General features: G+C 63.4%; 20 protein-coding genes. 15 read left to right on the top strand and 5 right to left on the bottom strand.

Translation table 11 applies throughout. The annotated features are described in order from the left end of the window. The first annotated feature begins 140 nt into the window (after positions 1-140). The 4 genes from AWB82_RS32495 to ftsB all read left to right on the top strand — a co-directional run bounded on the left by AWB82_RS32495 (position 141) and on the right by ftsB (position 4,874). Entirely contained in the window at positions 141-1,829 is a 1,689-nt protein-coding gene (locus tag AWB82_RS32495; RefSeq protein WP_086973407.1) for a CTP synthase, read from the top strand. Further along, positions 1,826-2,680, top strand: a complete 855-nt coding sequence (gene kdsA, locus AWB82_RS32490) for a 3-deoxy-8-phosphooctulonate synthase (protein WP_086973406.1) — start codon at positions 1,826-1,828, stop codon at positions 2,678-2,680. The genes AWB82_RS32495 and kdsA overlap by 4 nt, the downstream gene beginning before the upstream one ends. Before the next feature lie 339 nt (positions 2,681-3,019). Next, a complete protein-coding gene (gene eno / locus AWB82_RS32485; protein ID WP_086973405.1) occupies positions 3,020-4,303 on the top strand; it encodes a phosphopyruvate hydratase in 1,284 nt (427 codons plus the stop codon). Positions 4,304-4,403: 100 nt separating this feature from the next. Then, positions 4,404-4,874: a cell division protein FtsB gene (gene ftsB, locus AWB82_RS32480; RefSeq protein WP_086973404.1), complete on the top strand. Its 471-nt coding sequence runs from the start codon at positions 4,404-4,406 to the stop codon at positions 4,872-4,874. Positions 4,875-4,959: 85 nt separating this feature from the next. Here ftsB and AWB82_RS32475 read toward each other — a convergent pair whose 3' ends face one another. The 3 genes from AWB82_RS32475 to AWB82_RS32465 form a co-directional block, all read right to left on the bottom strand. Beyond that, positions 4,960-5,310, bottom strand: coding sequence for a hypothetical protein (locus tag AWB82_RS32475; RefSeq protein WP_086973403.1), 351 nt, complete (start codon positions 5,308-5,310; stop codon positions 4,960-4,962). Positions 5,311-5,476: 166 nt separating this feature from the next. Then, positions 5,477-6,427 (bottom strand): Hsp33 family molecular chaperone HslO, encoded by a 951-nt coding sequence (gene hslO / locus AWB82_RS32470; protein WP_086973402.1) that lies wholly within the window; start codon positions 6,425-6,427, stop codon positions 5,477-5,479. Positions 6,428-6,475: 48 nt separating this feature from the next. Further along, positions 6,476-7,000, bottom strand: coding sequence for a gamma carbonic anhydrase family protein (locus AWB82_RS32465; protein ID WP_086973401.1), 525 nt, complete (start codon positions 6,998-7,000; stop codon positions 6,476-6,478). 193 nt (positions 7,001-7,193) lie between these two features. Here AWB82_RS32465 and AWB82_RS32460 point away from each other — a divergent pair, with 193 nt between their 5' ends. The 10 genes from AWB82_RS32460 to AWB82_RS32415 all read left to right on the top strand — a co-directional run bounded on the left by AWB82_RS32460 (position 7,194) and on the right by AWB82_RS32415 (position 16,359). Continuing rightward, a complete protein-coding gene (locus AWB82_RS32460) occupies positions 7,194-8,030 on the top strand; it encodes a ferritin-like domain-containing protein (protein WP_086973400.1) in 837 nt (278 codons plus the stop codon). A gap of 57 nt (positions 8,031-8,087) precedes the next feature. Then, complete coding sequence (locus AWB82_RS32455; RefSeq protein ID WP_086973399.1) at positions 8,088-8,972, top strand: alpha/beta fold hydrolase; 885 nt, start codon at positions 8,088-8,090, stop codon at positions 8,970-8,972. Positions 8,973-9,057: 85 nt separating this feature from the next. Continuing rightward, positions 9,058-9,888, top strand: coding sequence for a 3',5'-nucleoside bisphosphate phosphatase (locus tag AWB82_RS32450; RefSeq protein WP_086973398.1), 831 nt, complete (start codon positions 9,058-9,060; stop codon positions 9,886-9,888). A gap of 149 nt (positions 9,889-10,037) precedes the next feature. Further along, the gene (locus AWB82_RS32445; RefSeq protein WP_086973397.1) at positions 10,038-10,667 is read left to right on the top strand and encodes an L-threonylcarbamoyladenylate synthase; all 630 of its coding nucleotides are present in this window, start codon (positions 10,038-10,040) and stop codon (positions 10,665-10,667) included. Positions 10,668-10,797: 130 nt separating this feature from the next. Then, on the top strand, positions 10,798-11,463 hold the full coding sequence (locus tag AWB82_RS32440; RefSeq protein ID WP_086973396.1) for a site-2 protease family protein: 666 nt from the start codon (positions 10,798-10,800) through the stop codon (positions 11,461-11,463). A gap of 4 nt (positions 11,464-11,467) precedes the next feature. Then, on the top strand, positions 11,468-12,670 hold the full coding sequence (locus AWB82_RS32435) for a tryptophan--tRNA ligase (RefSeq protein ID WP_086973395.1): 1,203 nt from the start codon (positions 11,468-11,470) through the stop codon (positions 12,668-12,670). Next, entirely contained in the window at positions 12,670-13,257 is a 588-nt protein-coding gene (locus AWB82_RS32430) for a class I SAM-dependent methyltransferase (RefSeq protein ID WP_086973394.1), read from the top strand. The genes AWB82_RS32435 and AWB82_RS32430 overlap by 1 nt, the downstream gene beginning before the upstream one ends. Before the next feature lie 63 nt (positions 13,258-13,320). After that, a complete protein-coding gene (gene dapA, locus AWB82_RS32425) occupies positions 13,321-14,226 on the top strand; it encodes a 4-hydroxy-tetrahydrodipicolinate synthase (RefSeq protein ID WP_086973393.1) in 906 nt (301 codons plus the stop codon). Between the two features lie 182 nt (positions 14,227-14,408). Then, positions 14,409-15,551 carry an outer membrane protein assembly factor BamC gene (bamC, locus tag AWB82_RS32420; RefSeq protein WP_086973392.1) on the top strand — a complete coding sequence of 381 codons (1,143 nt, stop codon included), beginning with the start codon at positions 14,409-14,411 and terminating at the stop codon, positions 15,549-15,551. Positions 15,552-15,585: 34 nt separating this feature from the next. After that, complete coding sequence (locus AWB82_RS32415; protein ID WP_086973391.1) at positions 15,586-16,359, top strand: MBL fold metallo-hydrolase; 774 nt, start codon at positions 15,586-15,588, stop codon at positions 16,357-16,359. 118 nt (positions 16,360-16,477) lie between these two features. On the opposite strand, the gene AWB82_RS38645 is transcribed toward AWB82_RS32415, so the two are convergent. Together AWB82_RS38645 and AWB82_RS32400 are read right to left on the bottom strand one after the other, a co-directional pair. Further along, positions 16,478-16,732 carry a hypothetical protein gene (locus AWB82_RS38645; protein WP_235023528.1) on the bottom strand — a complete coding sequence of 85 codons (255 nt, stop codon included), beginning with the start codon at positions 16,730-16,732 and terminating at the stop codon, positions 16,478-16,480. Between the two features lie 267 nt (positions 16,733-16,999). Next, complete coding sequence (locus AWB82_RS32400) at positions 17,000-18,238, bottom strand: cupin domain-containing protein (protein WP_086973389.1); 1,239 nt, start codon at positions 18,236-18,238, stop codon at positions 17,000-17,002. A gap of 33 nt (positions 18,239-18,271) precedes the next feature. Here AWB82_RS32400 and AWB82_RS32395 point away from each other — a divergent pair, with 33 nt between their 5' ends. After that, positions 18,272-18,820: an FKBP-type peptidyl-prolyl cis-trans isomerase gene (locus AWB82_RS32395; protein WP_086973388.1), complete on the top strand. Its 549-nt coding sequence runs from the start codon at positions 18,272-18,274 to the stop codon at positions 18,818-18,820. Positions 18,821-19,008 lie beyond the last annotated feature (188 nt).

Genomic DNA, 19,008 nt, shown 5'->3' with positions numbered 1-19,008 from the left:
GGGACTTGACGAACGCACAACGCCACGTTCCGCAAAAATGACGCCGAAATGCGCGTATTTGTAGTCAATTTCCGCGCCGTGCGCGCTTCGTGGGAATCGGCCTTTACGGTATAATCCGTTTTTCCCGCGAGCATCTAGCGATGACCAAATATGTATTCGTCACCGGCGGCGTAGTTTCGTCCCTTGGCAAGGGTATTGCCGCCGCCTCTCTCGCCGCGATCCTCGAATCGCGCGGTCTCAAAGTCACTCTCCTCAAGCTCGATCCCTACATCAACGTCGATCCCGGCACGATGAGCCCGTTCCAGCACGGGGAAGTGTTCGTGACGGAAGACGGCGCGGAGACCGACCTCGACCTCGGCCACTACGAGCGCTTCATCAGCACGAAGATGCGCAAGGCCAACAACTTCACCACCGGCCAGATCTACGAATCGGTTATCCGCAAGGAACGCCGCGGCGAGTATCTCGGCAAGACGGTGCAGGTCATTCCGCACATCACCAACGAAATCCAGGCATTCGTGGAGCGCGGCGCCGCAGCGGCGACGTGCGGCCAGCCGGACGTGGCGATCGTGGAAGTCGGCGGCACCGTGGGCGACATCGAATCGCTGCCGTTCCTCGAAGCCGCGCGCCAGATGAGCCTGCGCATGGGCCGCAACAGCGCCTGCTTCGTGCACCTCACGCTCGTGCCGTTCATCGCGACCGCCGGCGAACTGAAGACCAAGCCCACGCAGCACAGCGTGCAGAAGCTGCGCGAAATCGGTATCTATCCGAACGTGCTGCTGTGCCGCGCCGATCGTCCCATTCCCGACGACGAGCGCGCCAAGATCTCCATGTTCTCGAACGTGCCCGAAGACGCGGTCATTTCCGTGTGGGACGCGGACAGCATCTACAAGATTCCGCAGATGCTCAACGACCAGCACCTCGACGACATCGTCTGCGAAGCGCTGAAACTCGCGCCGCCGCCGGCCGATCTGGCGATGTGGTCGAACCTCGTCCAGAAGCTCGAAAATCCGAAGCACGAAGTGACCATCGGCATGGTCGGCAAATACGTCGAGCTCACGGAGTCGTACAAGTCGCTTATCGAAGCGCTGCGTCACGCGGCCATTCATACGTCGACCAAGGTCAACATCGAGTACATCGATTCGGAGCAGATCGAGGCCGAAGGCACCGGGGCGCTCAAGCATCTCGACGCCGTGCTGGTGCCGGGCGGTTTCGGCCGTCGCGGCACGGAAGGCAAGATCAAGGCGATCCGTTACGCGCGCGAATCCAAGACGCCGTATCTCGGCATCTGCCTCGGCATGCAGCTCGCGGTAATCGAATTCGCGCGCGATGTCGCGGGTCTCGCCGATGCGAACAGCACCGAGTTCGATCAGGACACGAAGAACCCGGTCGTCGCGCTCATCACGGAGTGGTACGACCGCGCGGGCCGTGTCGAAAAGCGCAGCGAAGAGTCGGATCTCGGCGGCACCATGCGCCTCGGCTCGCAGAAGTGCCCGATCAAGCCCGGCACGATGGCCGAGCGCATTTACGGCAGCGATGTGAACGAGCGTCATCGTCACCGTTATGAAGTCAATAACCGTTTCGTGCCCCAGCTTGAGGCGGGCGGGCTTATCATCAGCGCCCGTACCCCGAGCGAGGATCTGCCAGAGATGATGGAGTTGCCGAAGTCGCTGCACCCGTGGTTCGTCGGCGTGCAGTTCCACCCCGAATTCACCTCGACGCCGCGCGACGGGCATCCGCTCTTCAAGGCATTCGTCGATGCGGCGCGCGTGCATGCCGAAGCCGGCGGCGTGAAGGCGACGGCCAAGGCCACCGCGGGAGCGCAAGCATGAAGCTGTGTCATTTCGAAGCGGGCCTCGACAAGCCGTTCTTCCTGATCGCGGGCACGTGCGTCGTGGAGTCGGAGCAAATGACGATCGACGTCGCCGGGCGCCTGAAGGAAATGACCGAGAAGCTCGGCGTGCCGTTCATCTACAAGTCGTCGTACGACAAGGCGAACCGCAGTTCGGGCAAGTCGTTTCGCGGCCTCGGCATGGACGAAGGTCTGCGCATCCTCGGCGAAGTGAAGAAGCAGCTCGGCGTGCCGGTTCTCACGGACGTGCATGCCGAGCACGAGATCGAAGCGGTCGCATCGGTCGTGGACGTGCTGCAGACGCCCGCGTTCCTGTGCCGTCAGACCGACTTCATCCACGCGTGCGCGCGTTCGGGCAAACCGGTCAACATCAAGAAGGGCCAGTTTCTCGCGCCGCACGACATGAAGAACGTGATCGACAAGGCGCGCGACGCCGCGCGCGAAGCAGGTTTGTCGGAAGACCGCTTCATGGCGTGTGAGCGCGGCGTGTCGTTTGGCTATAACAACCTCGTGTCCGACATGCGCTCGCTCGCGATCATGCGCGAAACCAACGCGCCGGTCGTGTTCGACGCGACCCATTCGGTGCAGTTGCCGGGCGGGCAGGGCACGAGCTCGGGCGGTCAGCGCGAATTCGTGCCGGTCCTGGCGCGCGCGGCGGTCGCGACAGGCGTGGCCGGTCTCTTCATGGAGACGCATCCGGACCCGGCCTGCGCGAAGTCGGACGGCCCGAATGCGGTGCCGCTGCATCACATGGAAGCGCTGCTGTCGACGCTCATCACGATCGATCGCGCGGTGAAGAGCGGTCCGTTCCTTGAGAACGATTTCAGCTGAGCATCGGCGGCACATGCAGTACGGCGCGGGCGTCCTGATCGGCGCCCGTGTCGCGGAAGTAGAGCGCCTGGCGTGATCCGGGCAGCGGAGGAGCGTGCAACGCATCGGCGCGATGGCCGCAATCGGCGGAACCAACGCCCGCTCCCCACGAAAGCGATGCGGATCGAATCCGATTCGATCCCGAAACGACCGCTCGTTGCGCCGGAGCTGAACCCGGTGTTCATCGAATCGGTCTGAGCGAAGCCAGTGAAGCGTGCGCGCGGCGTGTATCGAAGTGTAAAAACAGGCGGCGCGCTTCGTTGTGACTGACAGAATTCATCGTCATTTCTTGAGGAAACCATGAGTGCTATCGTAGATATCATCGGCCGCGAGATTCTCGATTCGCGAGGCAATCCGACCGTCGAATGCGACGTGTTGCTCGAATCGGGCACGATGGGCCGCGCGGCGGTGCCTTCGGGCGCATCCACGGGCTCGCGCGAGGCCATCGAATTGCGCGACGGCGAAGCAGGCCGCTACGGCGGCAAGGGCGTGCTGAAGGCCGTCGAACACATCAACACCGAGATTTCCGAAGCCATCATGGGCCTCGACGCCTCGGAACAGGCTTTCCTCGACAAGACCCTGCTCGAACTCGACGGCACCGACAACAAGTCGCGCCTCGGCGCGAACGCGATGCTCGCCGTGTCGATGGCGGTCGCGAAGGCCGCGGCCGAAGAAGCCGGCCTGCCTCTGTACCGTTACTTCGGCGGTTCAGGCGCGATGCAGCTTCCGGTGCCGATGATGAACATCGTCAACGGCGGCGCGCACGCGAACAACAGCCTGGACATCCAGGAATTCATGATCGTGCCGGTGAGCCAGCCGACCTTCCGCGAAGCGCTGCGTTGCGGCGCGGAAGTGTTCCACGCGCTGAAGAAGATCCTGGCCGACCGCGGCATGAGCACGGCAGTCGGCGACGAAGGCGGCTTCGCGCCGAACTTCGGCAGCAACGACGAGTGCCTGTCGACGATTCTGCAAGCCATCGAGAAAGCCGGCTATCGCGCGGGCGAAGACGTGCTGCTCGCGCTCGACTGCGCGGCGAGCGAGTTCTATCACGACGGCAAGTACCAGCTCGCGGGCGAGGGTCTGCAACTGTCGTCGAGCGAATTCGCGGATTACCTCGCCACGCTGGCCGACAAGTTCCCGATCGTGTCGATCGAAGACGGCATGCACGAAAGCGACTGGGAAGGCTGGAAGACGCTGACCGACAAGCTCGGCAAGAAGATCCAACTGGTCGGCGACGATCTCTTCGTGACCAACACGCGCATCCTGAAGGAAGGCATCGAGAAGGGCATCGCGAACTCGATCCTCATCAAGATCAACCAGATCGGCACGCTGACGGAAACTTTCGCGGCTATCGAAATGGCCAAGCGCGCGGGCTACACGGCGGTGATCTCGCACCGTTCGGGCGAGACGGAAGATTCGACCATCGCGGATATCGCGGTCGGTCTGAATGCCGGCCAGATCAAGACGGGCTCGCTCTCGCGCAGCGATCGCATCTCGAAGTACAACCAGTTGCTGCGCATCGAGGAAGATCTCGGCGATATCGCGAGCTACCCGGGCAAGTCGGCGTTTTACAACTTGCGCTAAAGCTTTCGCCGCTTTAGTCGATAAGGACATTAAGTCATCTTTTGAAGCCCGCCGCCCTTGGCTTTTTCGCCGCGGGGCGGCGCTTATTTCGGCTACTTGAATGCGGCTCGTAACTGTCGTTCTGCTTCTGTTGCTTGTGCTGATCCAATACCCGCTCTGGTGGGGACACGGCGGCTGGTTGCGCGTGCATGACTTGCAGCAGCAACTCGTGCAGCAGACGGAGAAGAACACGAACCTGAGATTGCGCAACGAGCGCGTCCAGGGTGAAGTGCAGGATCTGCAAAACGGCACGGCCGCCGTGGAAGAGCGCGCGCGCTACGAGATGGGCATGGTGAAGGACAGCGAGGTGTTCGTGCAGTTCGTCTCGCCGAATTCGAACGCGCCCGTCAATTCCGCGAACGTGCCGGGCATGAACGGCTCGACACGCGGTCAGGTTTCGGCGGCGCCGCTGCGCGTGGTGCCCAATCCCGTGTCGCGCTCGAAGCAGGAGTTGCGCGATCTGGACAAGAAGGCGCAGAAGGAAAAAGCGGCGGAAGCGAAGAAGAAGCAGCAGGAAGGCGCGGCGCGGTAAGACGCTGGCTTTCCCGATCTGGGCGAAAAAATGGCGCGGTCATCGACTACGCCATTTTTGTTTCTGCGGAGGATTGCTGCTTCGATCACCACCCGGTGCCGAATCCGACGCCGGTGCCCCAGGACGGGCCGCCCCAGCCACCGCTCGAATAGCCGCCGTAGACCGAAACCGGCATGGGCGCGTAGAACTGCGACATCGTTTTCGCCGCATTGCCTGCGGCGGCGGACTGCTGAGATTCGTTCAGCGCCTGTCTGTCGATGGCGTTGTAGCGGTCCATCTGCTGCTGCGGCGTGAGCGTCTCTTGCGGCGCGGGCTGTGCGTCGGGCAGGCGGCTATAGATCGGCGCGGGGCCGGGCGGATCCATCATGCAGCCGGCGACGAGCGCGACCCCGGCCAGGCACGGCAGCAATTTCCAGTTGAGCGTTGCGGTTTTCATTTTGCGACCTCCAGCGGGTCGGACGTTTCTGCAGGAGTCCCATCATAGCTTGCGGCGTCGGTCGTAAGAGCGAGGCTGCAAGCAGACCGCAAGCCGCGCGCCGTGCTTCGCGGAGCCACCTGCGCGCGTGGCGAAACCTCGACTGGACAAGGCTTGCGCGGCGTTTTCAGTGGCGCCGGTCCGACGCCGGGCTCATGCCTTGTGAGAGTTCTTTTGCGACAAAAAGTTGCGCAACGTCGACCGAGTCGAAGTCATAGCGCTGATTGCAGAACTCGCAATGCACTTCCACGTCGCCGCGTTCTTCGAGCACGCTGTCGACTTCCTCGCGGCCAAGCATTTTCAGCATGCCGCCGACTTTCTCGCGCGAGCAAGTGCATTGGAAGCGCGCCTGCGTCGGCTCGAAGTGCTGCACGTTCTCCTGCCAGAAGAGGCGCTTGAACACCGTCTCCGGCTCTTCCTTCAGCAATTCCTCGTTCGAAAGCGTGTTGCCGAGATGGCAGACGCGCTGCCACGTATCGGCGTCGTGCTCGCCCGGATGCGGAACGATGCCGCCATCGCCCGGCAACTTCTGCAAGAGCATGCCGACGGCGCGATCGGTATCGGCGGCGAGCCACAGACGCGTGTCGAGCTGCTCGGAATGATGCATATAGTGTTCGAGCACTTCGGCCATCGACTTGAGCGGGCCGTGCTCGCCCGACAGCGGCACGATGCCCTGATACGGTTGCTGTCCCGGCTTTTTATCGGAGGGATCGAGCGTGATGACGCAGCGGCCGCGCCCGTGACGATTCAGCAGTTCGGGAAGCGACATTTCGTCGACGAGTTCGCTCTCGCCGCCTTCGGCCAGCTTGGCCGTGGCGCGCAGCGACAGGTTCGAAGCGCACTGCACGACCAGCATCTTCACGGGGCCGTCACCGTAGATCTGCATGACGAGCGTGCCGTCGAACTTGAGATTCGCCGACAGCAACGCGCACGCCGCCATCATTTCGCCGAGCACATTGCGCACGGCCACGGGATACGAGCGGCGCGCGAGTACTTCCTGCCACGTGTGACGCAACGAAACGATCTCGCCGCGCACCGGCGCCGCGTTGAACATGAATTTCTGCAACTGGTCGTTCACAACTCTTCCTTGGGTTTGAGGCTGCTGCGCCGTCTTGCGCGCTTGCGTTCAGCCGATGCGCACGAGGTGCGCCTTGTAATATTCGCGCCGGTCGGCGTAACTTGCCGTGGCCACGCGCATGCGGGCGATGTCCGCCTCGCCGATTTCCCGCACTGCCTTCGCGGGCGCGCCCAGAATCAGCGTGTTGTCCGGAAACACCTTGCCTTCGGTCACGACCGCGCCCGCGCCAACCAGACAGTTGCGGCCGATCACCGCGCCGTTCAAGACCACCGCCTGGATTCCGATCAGCGAGCCTTCCTTGATCGTGCAGCCGTGCAGCATCGCCTGATGGCCGACGGTGACATCGTTGCCGATCGTCAGCGGAAAACCCGGGTCTGCGTGCAGCACCGCGCCTTCCTGCACGTTGCTGCCGCGTCCGACGACGATCGGCTCGTTGTCGCCGCGCAGCGCCGCGCCGGGCCAGATGCTCGCATTTTCTTCGAGCGTCACGCGGCCGATGATGGTCGCGGTGTCCGCAAGGAACACGCTTTCGTGGATGGTCGGGGCGTCGTCGCCGAGTTTGTAGATGGCCACATTGTCTCCTGAGGCGTGGTGTCGTGATGGCGGGGCGCGATGCGGCGCTACAATGCGCGCCTGTCGTGGACGTCGCGGGCGCCGATTCCGATTGTTACGCGTTTTGCCGCGCCCACCGGGATTACCATTTTAGCCGTTTGCTGTAAGCGTCCGCTGGACCGCGCTGTCCGACGCCCGATTTCGAGATAGTTCGATGCCTGACTCTGTGATTTCTCCCGAAGCCGGCGCCTGTGCGCGCCGCGCCGCGCTTGCGATTCTGTGCGAGCGCGTCCCCGCGACGAAAGCGGCGCGCGCCCGGGCGCTCTTCGACGCGGTGCGCGCGCAGACGTCCCGAATCGATCCGAACGCCGCGTTCGCGGAGCCGGTCGATCTACCCGGTCGCCCCGAGCGACCGGAACTCGTCGAGCCGTCGTCGCTGAAACGTCGCAGCATGCAGTCGGATGCGGGGCGCGCCGTGTTGCTGCACGCGCTCGCGCACATCGAATTCAACGCGATCAATCTCGCGCTCGACGCCGTCTGGCGATTTCCGGCGATGCCGCCCGATTTTTATCTCGATTGGTTGAAAGTGGCGGCGGAGGAGGCGCATCACTTTTCGCTGCTGAGCGCGCGCCTCGCCGATTTCGGCCATGCTTACGGCGATTTCCCGGCCCACGACGGTCTGTGGGATATGGCGCAGCGCACGCGCGGCGACGTGCTCGCGCGCATGGCGCTCGTGCCGCGCACACTGGAGGCGCGTGGCCTCGACGCGGCGCCGCCGATCAGAAAGCGTTTGGCGCAGGCGGGCGATCACGCGTCGGCGGCGATTCTCGACGTCATCCTGCGCGATGAAATCGGCCACGTGCTGATCGGCAATCGCTGGTTCCGGTTTCTGTGCGACGGCCAGAATCTCGATCCGCATTCGACCTACGAACGTCTCGCCACGCACTATCACGCGCCGAAGCTGCGCGGCCCGTTCAATTTCGAAGCGCGTCGCGACGCCGGTTTCGACGACGCCGAACTGCGCGCGCTGGCCGGCCTCGACACGAAGTAGGCCGAGATCATCGTCGCTATAATCGAACGATCATCTTTTTTCAATCGAGACGAAACCATGAAAGATTCGCGCTCCGAATTCGTCGATGCGCGCGGCGTGCGCCTGCACGTGCGCCGCTGGGGCTCGCCCGACGCCCCGATGCTCTTCATGCTGCACGGCTGGATGGATATCGGCGCGTCGTTCCAGTTCGTCGTCGATGCGCTCGCCGGCGACTGGCAAGTGCTCGCGCCCGATGCGCGCGGCTTCGGCCTGTCCGACTGGCCGGTCGCGCAAAAGGGCGGTGGCCACTACTACTTTCCCGACTATCTCTCCGATCTCGACGTGCTGCTCGACCATTACGCGCCGGGCTCGCAGGTGAATCTCGTCGGCCACAGCATGGGCGCGAACGTCGCGCTGCTGTACGCGGGCGTGCGGCCGGCTCGCGTGCGTCGCGTGGTCGATCTGGAGGGCTTCGGATTGCCGGCGGCACGCGCGTCGCAGTCGCCGGGGCGCATCTCACAATGGCTCGACGATCTGCGCGCGCCGCCCGCGCTGCGCAGTTACGCGAGCCTCGACGAAGTCGCCGATCGGCTGATCCGCACGAATCCGCGTCTGCCGCTCGCGCGCGCACGGTATCTCGCGCAGCACTGGTCCCGCGAGGAAGCGGACGGGCGCTTTCATCTGCTCGCCGATCCGGCGCACAAATTGCGTGGGCCGACGCTGTATCGGCTGGACGAGGTGAGCGCGGCGTGGGCGCGCGTCACGGCCCCGGTGCTGCACGTCGAGGCGAAGGATTCGCCGACGCTCGCAACCTTCGCGGGCGAGACGCCCGTCGCGGAATTCAAGACGCGCTTTCAGGCATTTCCCGACTGGCGCGAGGAAATCGTCGACGAAGCCGGTCACATGATCCATCACGACCAGCCGGAGCGCGTCGCGGCGCTGGTCGAGTCGTTCTGCGCGTGAACGGCGCGGCACGGAACGAAGGAACTACATAATCGGCGTGTCACGCCGATACAGTTAGAATGTCAGTGAAACTCAAGAACCGAAGATGAACGCCGATCTGCATTGCCACTCCACCGTGTCCGACGGCCAGTTCGCGCCCGCCGAGGTCGCGGCGCGCGCGCATGCGAACGGCGTCACGCTGTGGTCGCTGACGGATCACGATCAGCTCGGCGGGCAGGACGAAGCGCGCAAGGCCGCCGAATCGCTCGGCATGCGCTATCTGCCCGGCGTCGAGATTTCGGTGACGTGGGCGTCGCGCACGGTGCATATCGTCGGCATGAATGTCGATCCGCACGACGATGCGCTGCTCAAGGGACTCGAAGCCACGCGCAACGGGCGGGCGGCGCGCGGCGTGGCGATCGGCGAGGCGCTCGCGGCGGTCGGCATTCCGGATTGCTACAAAGGCGCGCTGCGCTTCACCGACGATCCCGACATGATTTCGCGCACGCACTTCGCGCGGTATCTGGTGGAAGCCGGATATGCGCGGTCCACGTCGGACGTGTTCGCGCGCTATCTCGGCGACGGCAAGCCGGGTTTCGTCGGGCATTGCTGGGCGAAGCTCGCGGACGCCGTGAAATGGATCAAGGACGCGGGCGGCGAGCCGATCATCGCGCATCCGGGTCGCTACGATTACACGCCGGTCGAATTCGCCGCGCTCTTCGACGATTTCATCCAGCTTGGCGGCCGGGCGATCGAGGTCGTGACCGGCAGCCACACGCCCGATCAGTACCGCGAATACGCCGATGTCGCGCGCCGCTACGGCTTCGAGGCATCGCGCGGCTCGGACTTCCACGGCGCGGGCGAAGGGCGCGTCGATCTCGGTCTGCTTCCGCCGCTGCCCGACGATCTCACGCCTGTCTGGGAGCGCTGGCTTTAGCGTTCTCGTGGCGCGCGTCTTTCTCGTCTCGCGCGCACGGTCTTTGCATCACCTGTGATTTTCCGCGCGCGCATCGCGCAGGGTGCGCACGCGTGCGATTCGCGCCGCTTCGGCCTTCGTGATAACGATCGAAACAATAAGGCGTCGCCATGTCTCAATTCTTCCGCATTCATCCGGACAATCCGCAGCCGCGGCTCATCAATCAGGCCGTGCAGATCATCAGGGACGGCGGTCTCGTCGCGTTACCGACGGATTCGAGCTACGCGCTCGGCTGCCATCTCGACGACAAGGACGCGGTCGAGCGGCTGCGACGTATTCGCGGCATCGACGACAAGCAGTTGCTCTCGCTGCTCGTGCGCGATCTCTCCGAGCTTTCCAACTTCGCGATGGTCGACAACCAGCAATATCGGCTCATCAAGTCGGTGACGCCGGGGCCTTATGTTTTCGTGCTGCAGGCAAGCAAGGAAGTGCCGCGGCGGCTCTCGCATCCATCGCGCAAGACGATCGGGCTGCGCGTGCCCGATCACGCGATCACGCTCGCGCTGCTGGAGGCGCTCGGCGAGCCGCTGCTCGCCTCGACGCTGATCCTGCCGCCCGACACCGAGCCGCTCAACGACGCGGAGGAAATTCGCGAACGGCTGCAAAAACAGGTCGAGCTCGTGATCGATTCCGGCGCCTGCCCGGCGGAGCCGTCCACGGTGATCGATCTCTCGTCGGGGGAGCCCGTGCTCGTGCGCGCGGGGATAGGCAGTCTCGAACCGTTCGGGCTCACGGCGTAAGCGCCGCGCAGTAGCGCACACGAGCATACGACCCGATTAAGCGTTATCGCACATCGCCGGCGAAATAGTGCGCGCCCGGCACCGTCGCGCGCGCCTGATCGCCCCTCCCTGCTTGATACAATACCGCCCTATGGATCCTTCCCTGATACAAACCATCGCGGTCTACGCGCTCCCCGTGATTTTCGCGATCACGCTGCACGAGGCCGCGCATGGCTATGCCGCGCGACTGCTCGGCGACAACACGGCCTACGTGCTGGGCCGCGTTTCCATGAACCCGATGCGCCATATCGACCCGATCGGCACGATCGTCATTCCGATCGTGCTGTACTTCGTGACGAGCGGCGCGTTCATGTTCGGCTACGCGAAGCCCGTGCCGGTGGCGTTCGGCAACCTGCGCAATCCGCGCTGGGGCAGCCTGTGGGTGGCCGCGGCCGGGCCCGGCAGCAACTTCGTGCAGGCGCTCGTCTGGGGCGTGATCGCGGTGCTGCTCGCGGCTTTTCACGTCGACGAGATGTTCTTCACGCGCATGGCGGCCGCGGGCGTCGGCGTGAATCTCGTACTCGGCGTGCTCAATCTCTTTCCGTTGCCGCCGCTCGACGGCGGCCGTGTCGTCATGGCGCTGCTGCCGGTGCGCGCGTCCATCGCGTTTTCGAAGCTCGAACCTTACGGCTTCTTCATTGTGATGGCGCTCGTCGTGACCGGCGTGCTGACGCGCTTCTGGCTCGGGCCGCTCGTGAACGTCGGCTATACGGCGGTGTCGGCCATTCTGAATCCCCTCGCTTCACTATTCCCATAACATCATGTTCCCTGACCGTATCTTCTCCGGCATGCGGCCCACCGGGTCGCTGCACCTCGGCCACTATCACGGCGTGCTGAAAAACTGGGTGCGGCTGCAGTCCGAATATCCGTGCTTCTTCGCGGTGGTCGACTGGCACGCGCTCACGACGCACTACGAGACGCCCGAGGTCATCGAGAAAAACGTCTGGGAGGTGCTTATCGACTGGCTGGCGTCGGGCATCGATCCGGCGCAAGCGACGCTCTTCATCCAGAGCCGTGTGCCCGAGCACGCCGAGCTCTCGCTGCTGCTCGGCATGGGCACGCCGCTCGGCTGGCTCGAACGCGTGCCGACTTATAAAGAGCAGATCGAGAAGCTCAGAGAGAAGGATTTGTCGACCTACGGCTTTCTCGGCTATCCGGTGCTGATGGCGGCGGACATTTTGCTGTATCGCGCGTCGCTCGTGCCGGTCGGCGAGGATCAGGTGCCGCACGTCGAAATGACGCGCGAGATCGCGCGCCGCTTCAACTATCTCTACGGCAAGGAGCCGGATTTCGCGGAGAAGGCGCTCGAAGCGGCGAAAAAGCTCGGCGGCAAGCGCGCGAAGCTGTATCACGAACTGCGCGTCGCGTATCAGCAGGAAGGCGACGACGAAGCGCTCGAACAAGCGCGCGCGATGCTGCAGGAGTCGCAAAGCCTGTCGATGAGCGATCGCGAGCGCCTGTTCGGCTATCTCGAAGGCGCGCGCAAGATCATTCTGGTCGAGCCGCAAGTTCTGCTGACCGAAGCGTCGCGCATGCCGGGTCTCGACGGCCAGAAGATGTCGAAGTCCTATGGCAACACCATCGGCCTGCGCGAGGACGCGGCGACCATCGAGCAGAAAGTCCGCAAGATGCCGACCGATCCCGCGCGCGTGCGACGCACCGATCCGGGCGATCCCGACAAGTGCCCGGTGTGGCAACTGCATCAGGTCTACACGGACGAGAAGACGCACGAATGGGTGCAGAAGGGCTGCCGCAGCGCGGGCATCGGCTGTCTGGATTGCAAGCAGCCGGTGATCGAAGGCATCCTGCGCGAGCAACAGCCGATGCTCGAACGCGCGCAGAAGTACATGGACGATCCGTCGCTCTTGCGCGCGATCGTGGCGGACGGCTGCGACAAGGCCCGCAAGTTCGCCACGGAAACGATGCGCGACGTGCGCGAGGCCATGGGCCTGTCCTACAACTGATGGACGGCGCGCCGAGTCCGTGGGTCGCGCGCTGGGCGCATCTCGTGGCGCCCGGCGGCGCGGTGCTCGACGTCGCCGCGGGCAGCGGTCGTCACGCGCGCTGGTTCGCGGCGCGCGCTCACGCGGTGCTCGCCGTCGATCGCGATGAGCAGGCTCTCGCGTCGATGTCGGCGATCCAAGGCATCGAAACGCTCACCGCGGATCTCGAAAACGGCGCGCCCTGGCCGCTGCCGGACGGCCGAACGTTCGACGCCATCGTCGTCACGAACTATCTGCATCGGCCGCTGTTCGGGCACTTCATCGACGCGCTCGCGCCCGGCGGCGTGCTGATCTACGAGACGTTCGCGGCGGGCAACGGCAGCATCGGCAAACCGTCGAATCCGGCGTTTCTCCTCGAACCCGGCGAACTGCTCGACGCGGTGCGAGGGCGCCTGCGCGTGATCGCCTACGAAGACGGATTCGTCGACGACCCGCGTCCTGCCTACGTGCAGCGAATCTGCGCGGCGCGCGAACCGAAGTCGGCCGAAAACGCGCTCACGATTAGTAACATACCCTCGGGTCCGCCACGTTACGCGCTGACCGGCTAATCCGCTACAATCGCGTAATATCGCTTTTTGCGATTAAATTTACGATTAAATTCATAGAGTTTCATGACAAACGGAACACACGGCGGCATCCAGATCCGCGGCAGCATTCCTGCCATCGTCACACCGATGCACGAGGACGGTAGTCTTGATCTGCCGGCGTTTCGAAAACTGATCGACTGGCACGTCGAACAAGGCTCGAACGGTCTCGTCGTGGTCGGCACGAGCGGCGAATCGGCCACTTTGTCGGTCGAGGAACACATCCTGATGATCCAGACGGCCGTCGAGCACGCGGCCAAGCGCTTCCCGATCATCGCGGGCGCGGGCGGCAATTCGACCGCTGAAGCCATCGAGCTTTCGAAGCACGCGAGAAAGGTCGGCGCCGACGCCACGCTGCAAGTCGTTCCGTATTACAACAAGCCGACGCAGGAAGGCATGTATCGCCATTTCAAGGCGATCGCCGAAGCTGTCGACCTCCCTGTGATCCTCTACAACGTGCCGGGCCGCACCGTTGCCGATATGAGCAACGAGACGATCCTGCGCCTCGCGGACGTGCCGGGCATCATCGGCGTGAAGGAAGCAACGGGCAATATCGATCGCGCGGCGCATCTGATCAAGCAGGCGCCGGCGCATTTCAGCATTTTCAGCGGCGACGATCCCACGGCGATCGCGCTCATGCTTCTCGGCGGCCACGGCAACATCTCGGTGACGGCCAACGTCGCGCCGAAGGAAATGAGCCAGCTTTGCCGCGCCGCCATCGAGGGCGATGCGATCACCGCGCGCCGCATCCATCTGAAGCTGCTGTCGCTGCACAAACAACTCTTCTGCGAATCGAATCCGATTCCGGCCAAGTGGGCGCTGCAGGCGCTCGGCCGCATGGAAGGCGGCATTCGTCTGCCGCTTACGCCGCTCGACGCGCGCTACCACGACGTGGTGCGCGACGCGTTGCGCGACGCCGGGCTTCTCGCCTGATCGCATGCGGCGGCGCGCCAAGGTACAAGGAAGCAAAGGCCGCGCTGCCGCAAGCGATCGAAATGGACCTCGCCTTCAGTCATCAACCGCCGCTCATTGGCCTCGACATTGGCCTCGCTGAACCGCTCGGCTAGAGCGGGATCGGCGCGAGGCAATGCGCATCTGCAGCAAAGAAGGACCTCATGAAACGTTCCGCTCTTCTTACTCATGCCAAACGCCTGAGCGTGCTGTCGCTCGGCGCCAGCGCCATCTTCGCGCTCGCGGGTTGCGACACGCTCAACGACTGGCTCGCGCCGGATCGCGTCAACTACAAGGGCGCTGAAACCGCGCCCTCGCTGGCGGTTCCATCCGACCTCACCACGGCCGACATCAGCCAGCGCTACGCCGCGCCGCCCAAGCTCAACTCGCTCGGCGGCGCCGCGGAGCGCTCGGTCACGCCGGCCGGCAACGTGACGCTCGGCGTGCCGAACGCGCAGGATCCGTTCGGCATGCACATCGAAAGCGACGGCGATCGCCGCTGGCTCGTCGTCGACGGCCGCTCGCCGGACCAGGTCTGGGGTCCGCTGAAGGAGTTCTGGGAAGAGAACGGCTTCACGCTCAAGACCGATGCGCCGCGGACCGGCATCATGGCGACGGACTGGGCGGAGAACCGCGCGAACATTCCGAACGACTGGTTCAGAAACAGCGTGGGCAAGCTGCTCGACTTCGCGTACTCGTCGGGCACGCGCGACATGTTCCGCACGCAGGTGGACCGCGCATCCGACGGCTCGACCGATATCTCCGTCACGCACAGCGCAATGGAAGAAGTGCTGACGGGGCAGGACAAGACTTCGTCGCGCTGGGAAACGCGTCCGCGCAATCCGCAACTCGAAGCCGCGGTTCTCACGAAGCTGATGCAGAAATTCGGCCTGACCGAAGCGCAGTCGCAGCAGTTGATGACGCAGGCGCGTCCGACGGGCGCGAAAGTGGCGATGGACCCGAGCGCGGGCGGCTCCACGCTCGATCTCGCCGAGCCGTTCGATCGCGCCTGGCTGCGCGTGGGTCTCGCGCTCGATCGCACCAACTTCACGGTCGACAATCGCGATCGCGACAAGGGCATCTACTACGTCCATTTTTCGGATTCCATGGCGGAACTGAAGAAGGATGGTCTCTTCGGCAAGTTCTTTTCGAGCAACACGCCGAAGCCGACGCGCCAGTTCCTCGTCAACGTGAAGCCGAAGGCCGACTCGGTCACGCAAGTCGGCGTCGTCGATGCAAACGGGCAGCCGGACACGTCGTCCGATGCGCAGCGCATCGTCTCGTTGCTGCATGCTCAGTTGAACTAGGCTAACCCGTTGGTCAGTCGATAATGAGTTCATTGTGAGATTCGCCAGTCTCGGCAGCGGCAGCGAGGGCAATGCATTGCTCGTCGAGGCATCGAGCGGCGCGACCACGACGCGCGTGCTGCTCGATTGCGGATTCTCCGGAAAGGAGGTCGAGCGCCGTCTCGCGCGTTTGAACCGCCGTGCCGAGGATCTCGACGCCATCGTCATCACGCATGAGCACACGGATCATATCGGCAGCGCATTGACGCTCGCGCGCCGCTGGTCCATTCCGCTCTACATGAGTTGGGGCACGGCGCGCGCCATCGGCGCCGATGAAGCCAACGTCGAATTGAACGTGCTGTGGGGCGATGAGAGCGTCGCTATCGGCGATCTGAGCGTGCTGCCGTACACCGTCCCTCACGATGCCCGCGAGCCGCTGCAATACGTCTTCTCCGACGGCGCTTGCCGGCTCGGTGTGCTTACGGACGTCGGTGTGTCGACGCCGCACATCACGAGCGTGCTGAGCGGCTGTGACGCGCTCGTGCTCGAATCAAATCACGATGTCGCGATGCTCGCCGCAAGCCGCTATCCGCCCATGCTCAAGGCGCGCATCGGCGGGTCGCATGGACATCTGAACAATGAAGCCGCGGCGGCCATTCTCGCGTCGCTCGACCGCTCAAGGCTGCGTCACCTCGTGGCCGCTCATCTGAGCCAGCAAAACAATCTGCCGCATCTCGCGCAGGCGGCGCTTGCGTCCGTGCTGGGCGCGAGCGCGGTGGACGTGGTCGTCGCGACCCAGACGGAAGGCTTCGACTGGCTCACGCTCTGAATAGCGCGAAGGCCGCAAAGTAGATCGACGCGGCAAGCAGATACAAAAAAACCGGCCCAAGAGCCGGTTTTTTCGTTCACAGGCCGCATTTGAGCGGCCTCTGGCGTAGCGCCTAGCCTTACTGGCTTGCGCCCGATGCCGGAGCAGCAGCCGAAGCGGCGGCGTCCGAAGCTGCGCCAGCAGCCGAAGCTGCATCGCTTGCAGCGGCCGAAGCGCTCGATGCTGCAGCGTTTGCGTCCGAAGCAGCAGCGGCCGGAGCCGAAGCAGCCGACGTATCGCTTGCAGCACTCGGAGCAGCCGTTTCGCTAGGCTTGTTGCATGCAGCAAGAGCAACAGCAGCCAACAGGGATGCTACGAGGAGGGATTTCTTCATGATCACGTCCTTTTATGGTTAAAGGTAAGCTACAGCGCAAAGTACCGGTAATGTGTGCTCCAACACCGACTTGGGCCGCTGTGGAGACCCACAATTCTTTTTTATGTGAGACTTCCGACGGCTTGGCCGGAAATTATAGGCACTTTCGCAACGACCGTCGATAAATCAGGGGACGATACGTTGTCTTTCTCATACATATTTTCATATTGCGGAACAGCAATTTCTAGTATCCGCTGTATGCCGTGAAGTCCTCTAAAGGCAAGCCTGTCAAGGCAAAGCGCCCAAAAGAATCCAGCCCGCACGATACCACTCGTGAAGCAGCGCTGTCATTGACGATTCGTCTGTAAGTGTTACAAAGCGTTTCGCCTCCAAAAACCGCGTATCGGCCAATTCCGGAAGCCACTTTTTCAGTGTCGACGACAACGCTTGCGCTTCACCATTTACAAAATATGAACGTGCGTCATATAGCAAAATGGTCTTTCTATCTAGCCTTACGCCTATCTTTTTCGCTCGGTCTACAAATTTTTGCGCATTCAACGCACGCTCGGGTGCGTCGAACACGACATTCGCTTTTGGCTCGCTCAGGTAAGTGCCCAGAAACTCGGCGATGTCCTTTTCGTTCCAGTTGACAGTCGCAAGGATCGCGCCAACACGCTCGATCAGACGCGCGGGCAGCGCCGCCGGGCTCGCCACGGGCTCCTGCGCGGGATCGCGATAACGCGCGTGCCCGCGGCTGTCCTCGGATGCTTCTTCGGCGCGCTCCGCGAGGTGATAGAGGAACTGCGCCGTGAGCTCGTGCGAGGAGGGCGCGCGAAAGCCGATTGAGGCCGTCATGCATTCGCCCTCGGCGATGCCGTCGTGCGCGATGTGCGGCGGCAAATAAAGCATGTCGCCCGGTTCCAGCACCCATTCTTCCTCGGCCTCGAAGTGCTGTAAAACTTTCAACGGCAGTCCGGGTTTTAGCGAAAGATCGCGCTGTGCGCCGAAGCGCCAGCGCCGCTTGCCATGAACCTGAAGCAGGAACACATCGTACGAGTCGAAGTGCGGTCCGACACCGCCGCCATCGGTTGCGTAGGAGATCATCAGATCGTCGAGGCGCGCGTCCGGAATGAAGCGGAACCGGTTGATCAGCGCGTGCGCGCGGTCATGATGCAGATTCACGCCCTGTACGAGTAGCGTCCACTCACGCTTTTTGACGGGAGGCAATTCGTCGGGTGCGAACGGGCCGTGCTCCAGATTCCACGCATTGCGAAAATGTGTGATGAGCCGGGACTCGACATCGTCGAGATCGGCGAGTTCGAACAGTTCGTCGCGTGCGAGCGGCGCGACGATATCGGGGATCGCCTGCCGGATCAAAAGCGGTTTCTTCTGCCAGTAACGCCGCATGAACTGTCGCGGCGTGCGGTTGCCCAACAACGGTGTGACTTCGTCTGGCAAAGGCGCGCGAGCGTGTTCGGGAAGGCCGGAAACCGGGGATGGTGTTGCGTCTGAGGGCCGCTTGGGCATCGTATAATCGAGGCTTGTATCTTGGAGGATCCAATGAAAATTGCGAAAGACACTGTCGTTTCGGTCGCTTACAAGCTATCGGATGCGCAAGGCAATCTGATCGAGGAGAGCGAAGAGCCGATGGTCTATCTGCACGGCGGCTATGATGGCACGTTCCCCAAGATCGAGGAAGCGCTCGATGGTCGCGAGGCGGGCTATGAAACGCTCATTCAGCTCGAACCGCAGGATGCATTCGGCGAGTACGATCCCGAGCTTGTGAAGGTCGAGGAGCGCGGCCGCTTTCCGGAGCCGCTTGAAGTCGGCATGCAGTTCGAAGGCACGCCCGAAGACGGCGATGACGACATCGACTCGCTCATCTACACCGTGACCGACGTCGCCGAAGACAAAGTCGTGCTCGACGGCAATCATCCGCTCGCGGGCATGGCGCTGCGTTTCTCGCTGTCGGTGCAGGAAGTGCGCACGGCAACGGAAGATGAAATCCAGCATCAGCACGCGCACGGCGCGGACGGCCTGCTCGTCGCCGACGAAGACGAAGACGATGACGACGAACCGCCCAAGGACGCAGGCCCGACGCTGCACTGAGCGCGTCGGCCGATGAGGAAAGCGCAGCTTCGGCTGCGCTTTTTTATTGCCCGCTCGTCCCGTTCTGCACGCCCGACGCGGGCACGGGGTAGATCGGCGGCAAGGACTGCGGCGGCGTGAGCATCGGCGGCAGGTCGGACGCCGGCAGCGGCATCGACGGCGGCGCGGGCAACGCCTGCGGCAGATCG

Source organism: Caballeronia glebae (genome assembly GCF_001545035.1).
GTDB lineage: Bacteria > Pseudomonadota > Gammaproteobacteria > Burkholderiales > Burkholderiaceae > Caballeronia > Caballeronia glebae.
The sequence above is the reverse complement of the archived record's forward strand: the minus strand, read 5'-3'. Positions and strand labels throughout refer to the sequence as shown.

Coding starts and splice junctions, on each gene's coding strand:
- kdsA (WP_086973406.1), top strand. CDS start 1,826: ATGAAGCTGTGTCATTTCGAAGCGGGCCTCGACAAGCCGTTCTTCCTG.
- AWB82_RS32440 (WP_086973396.1), top strand. CDS start 10,798: ATGGATCCTTCCCTGATACAAACCATCGCGGTCTACGCGCTCCCCGTG.
- eno (WP_086973405.1), top strand. CDS start 3,020: ATGAGTGCTATCGTAGATATCATCGGCCGCGAGATTCTCGATTCGCGA.
- ftsB (WP_086973404.1), top strand. CDS start 4,404: ATGCGGCTCGTAACTGTCGTTCTGCTTCTGTTGCTTGTGCTGATCCAA.
- AWB82_RS32400 (WP_086973389.1), bottom strand. CDS start 18,238: ATGCCCAAGCGGCCCTCAGACGCAACACCATCCCCGGTTTCCGGCCTT.
- AWB82_RS38645 (WP_235023528.1), bottom strand. CDS start 16,732: ATGAAGAAATCCCTCCTCGTAGCATCCCTGTTGGCTGCTGTTGCTCTT.
- AWB82_RS32430 (WP_086973394.1), top strand. CDS start 12,670: ATGGACGGCGCGCCGAGTCCGTGGGTCGCGCGCTGGGCGCATCTCGTG.
- AWB82_RS32495 (WP_086973407.1), top strand. CDS start 141: ATGACCAAATATGTATTCGTCACCGGCGGCGTAGTTTCGTCCCTTGGC.
- AWB82_RS32455 (WP_086973399.1), top strand. CDS start 8,088: ATGAAAGATTCGCGCTCCGAATTCGTCGATGCGCGCGGCGTGCGCCTG.
- dapA (WP_086973393.1), top strand. CDS start 13,321: ATGACAAACGGAACACACGGCGGCATCCAGATCCGCGGCAGCATTCCT.
- AWB82_RS32460 (WP_086973400.1), top strand. CDS start 7,194: ATGCCTGACTCTGTGATTTCTCCCGAAGCCGGCGCCTGTGCGCGCCGC.
- AWB82_RS32445 (WP_086973397.1), top strand. CDS start 10,038: ATGTCTCAATTCTTCCGCATTCATCCGGACAATCCGCAGCCGCGGCTC.
- AWB82_RS32395 (WP_086973388.1), top strand. CDS start 18,272: ATGAAAATTGCGAAAGACACTGTCGTTTCGGTCGCTTACAAGCTATCG.
- AWB82_RS32450 (WP_086973398.1), top strand. CDS start 9,058: ATGAACGCCGATCTGCATTGCCACTCCACCGTGTCCGACGGCCAGTTC.
- AWB82_RS32435 (WP_086973395.1), top strand. CDS start 11,468: ATGTTCCCTGACCGTATCTTCTCCGGCATGCGGCCCACCGGGTCGCTG.
- bamC (WP_086973392.1), top strand. CDS start 14,409: ATGAAACGTTCCGCTCTTCTTACTCATGCCAAACGCCTGAGCGTGCTG.
- AWB82_RS32475 (WP_086973403.1), bottom strand. CDS start 5,310: ATGAAAACCGCAACGCTCAACTGGAAATTGCTGCCGTGCCTGGCCGGG.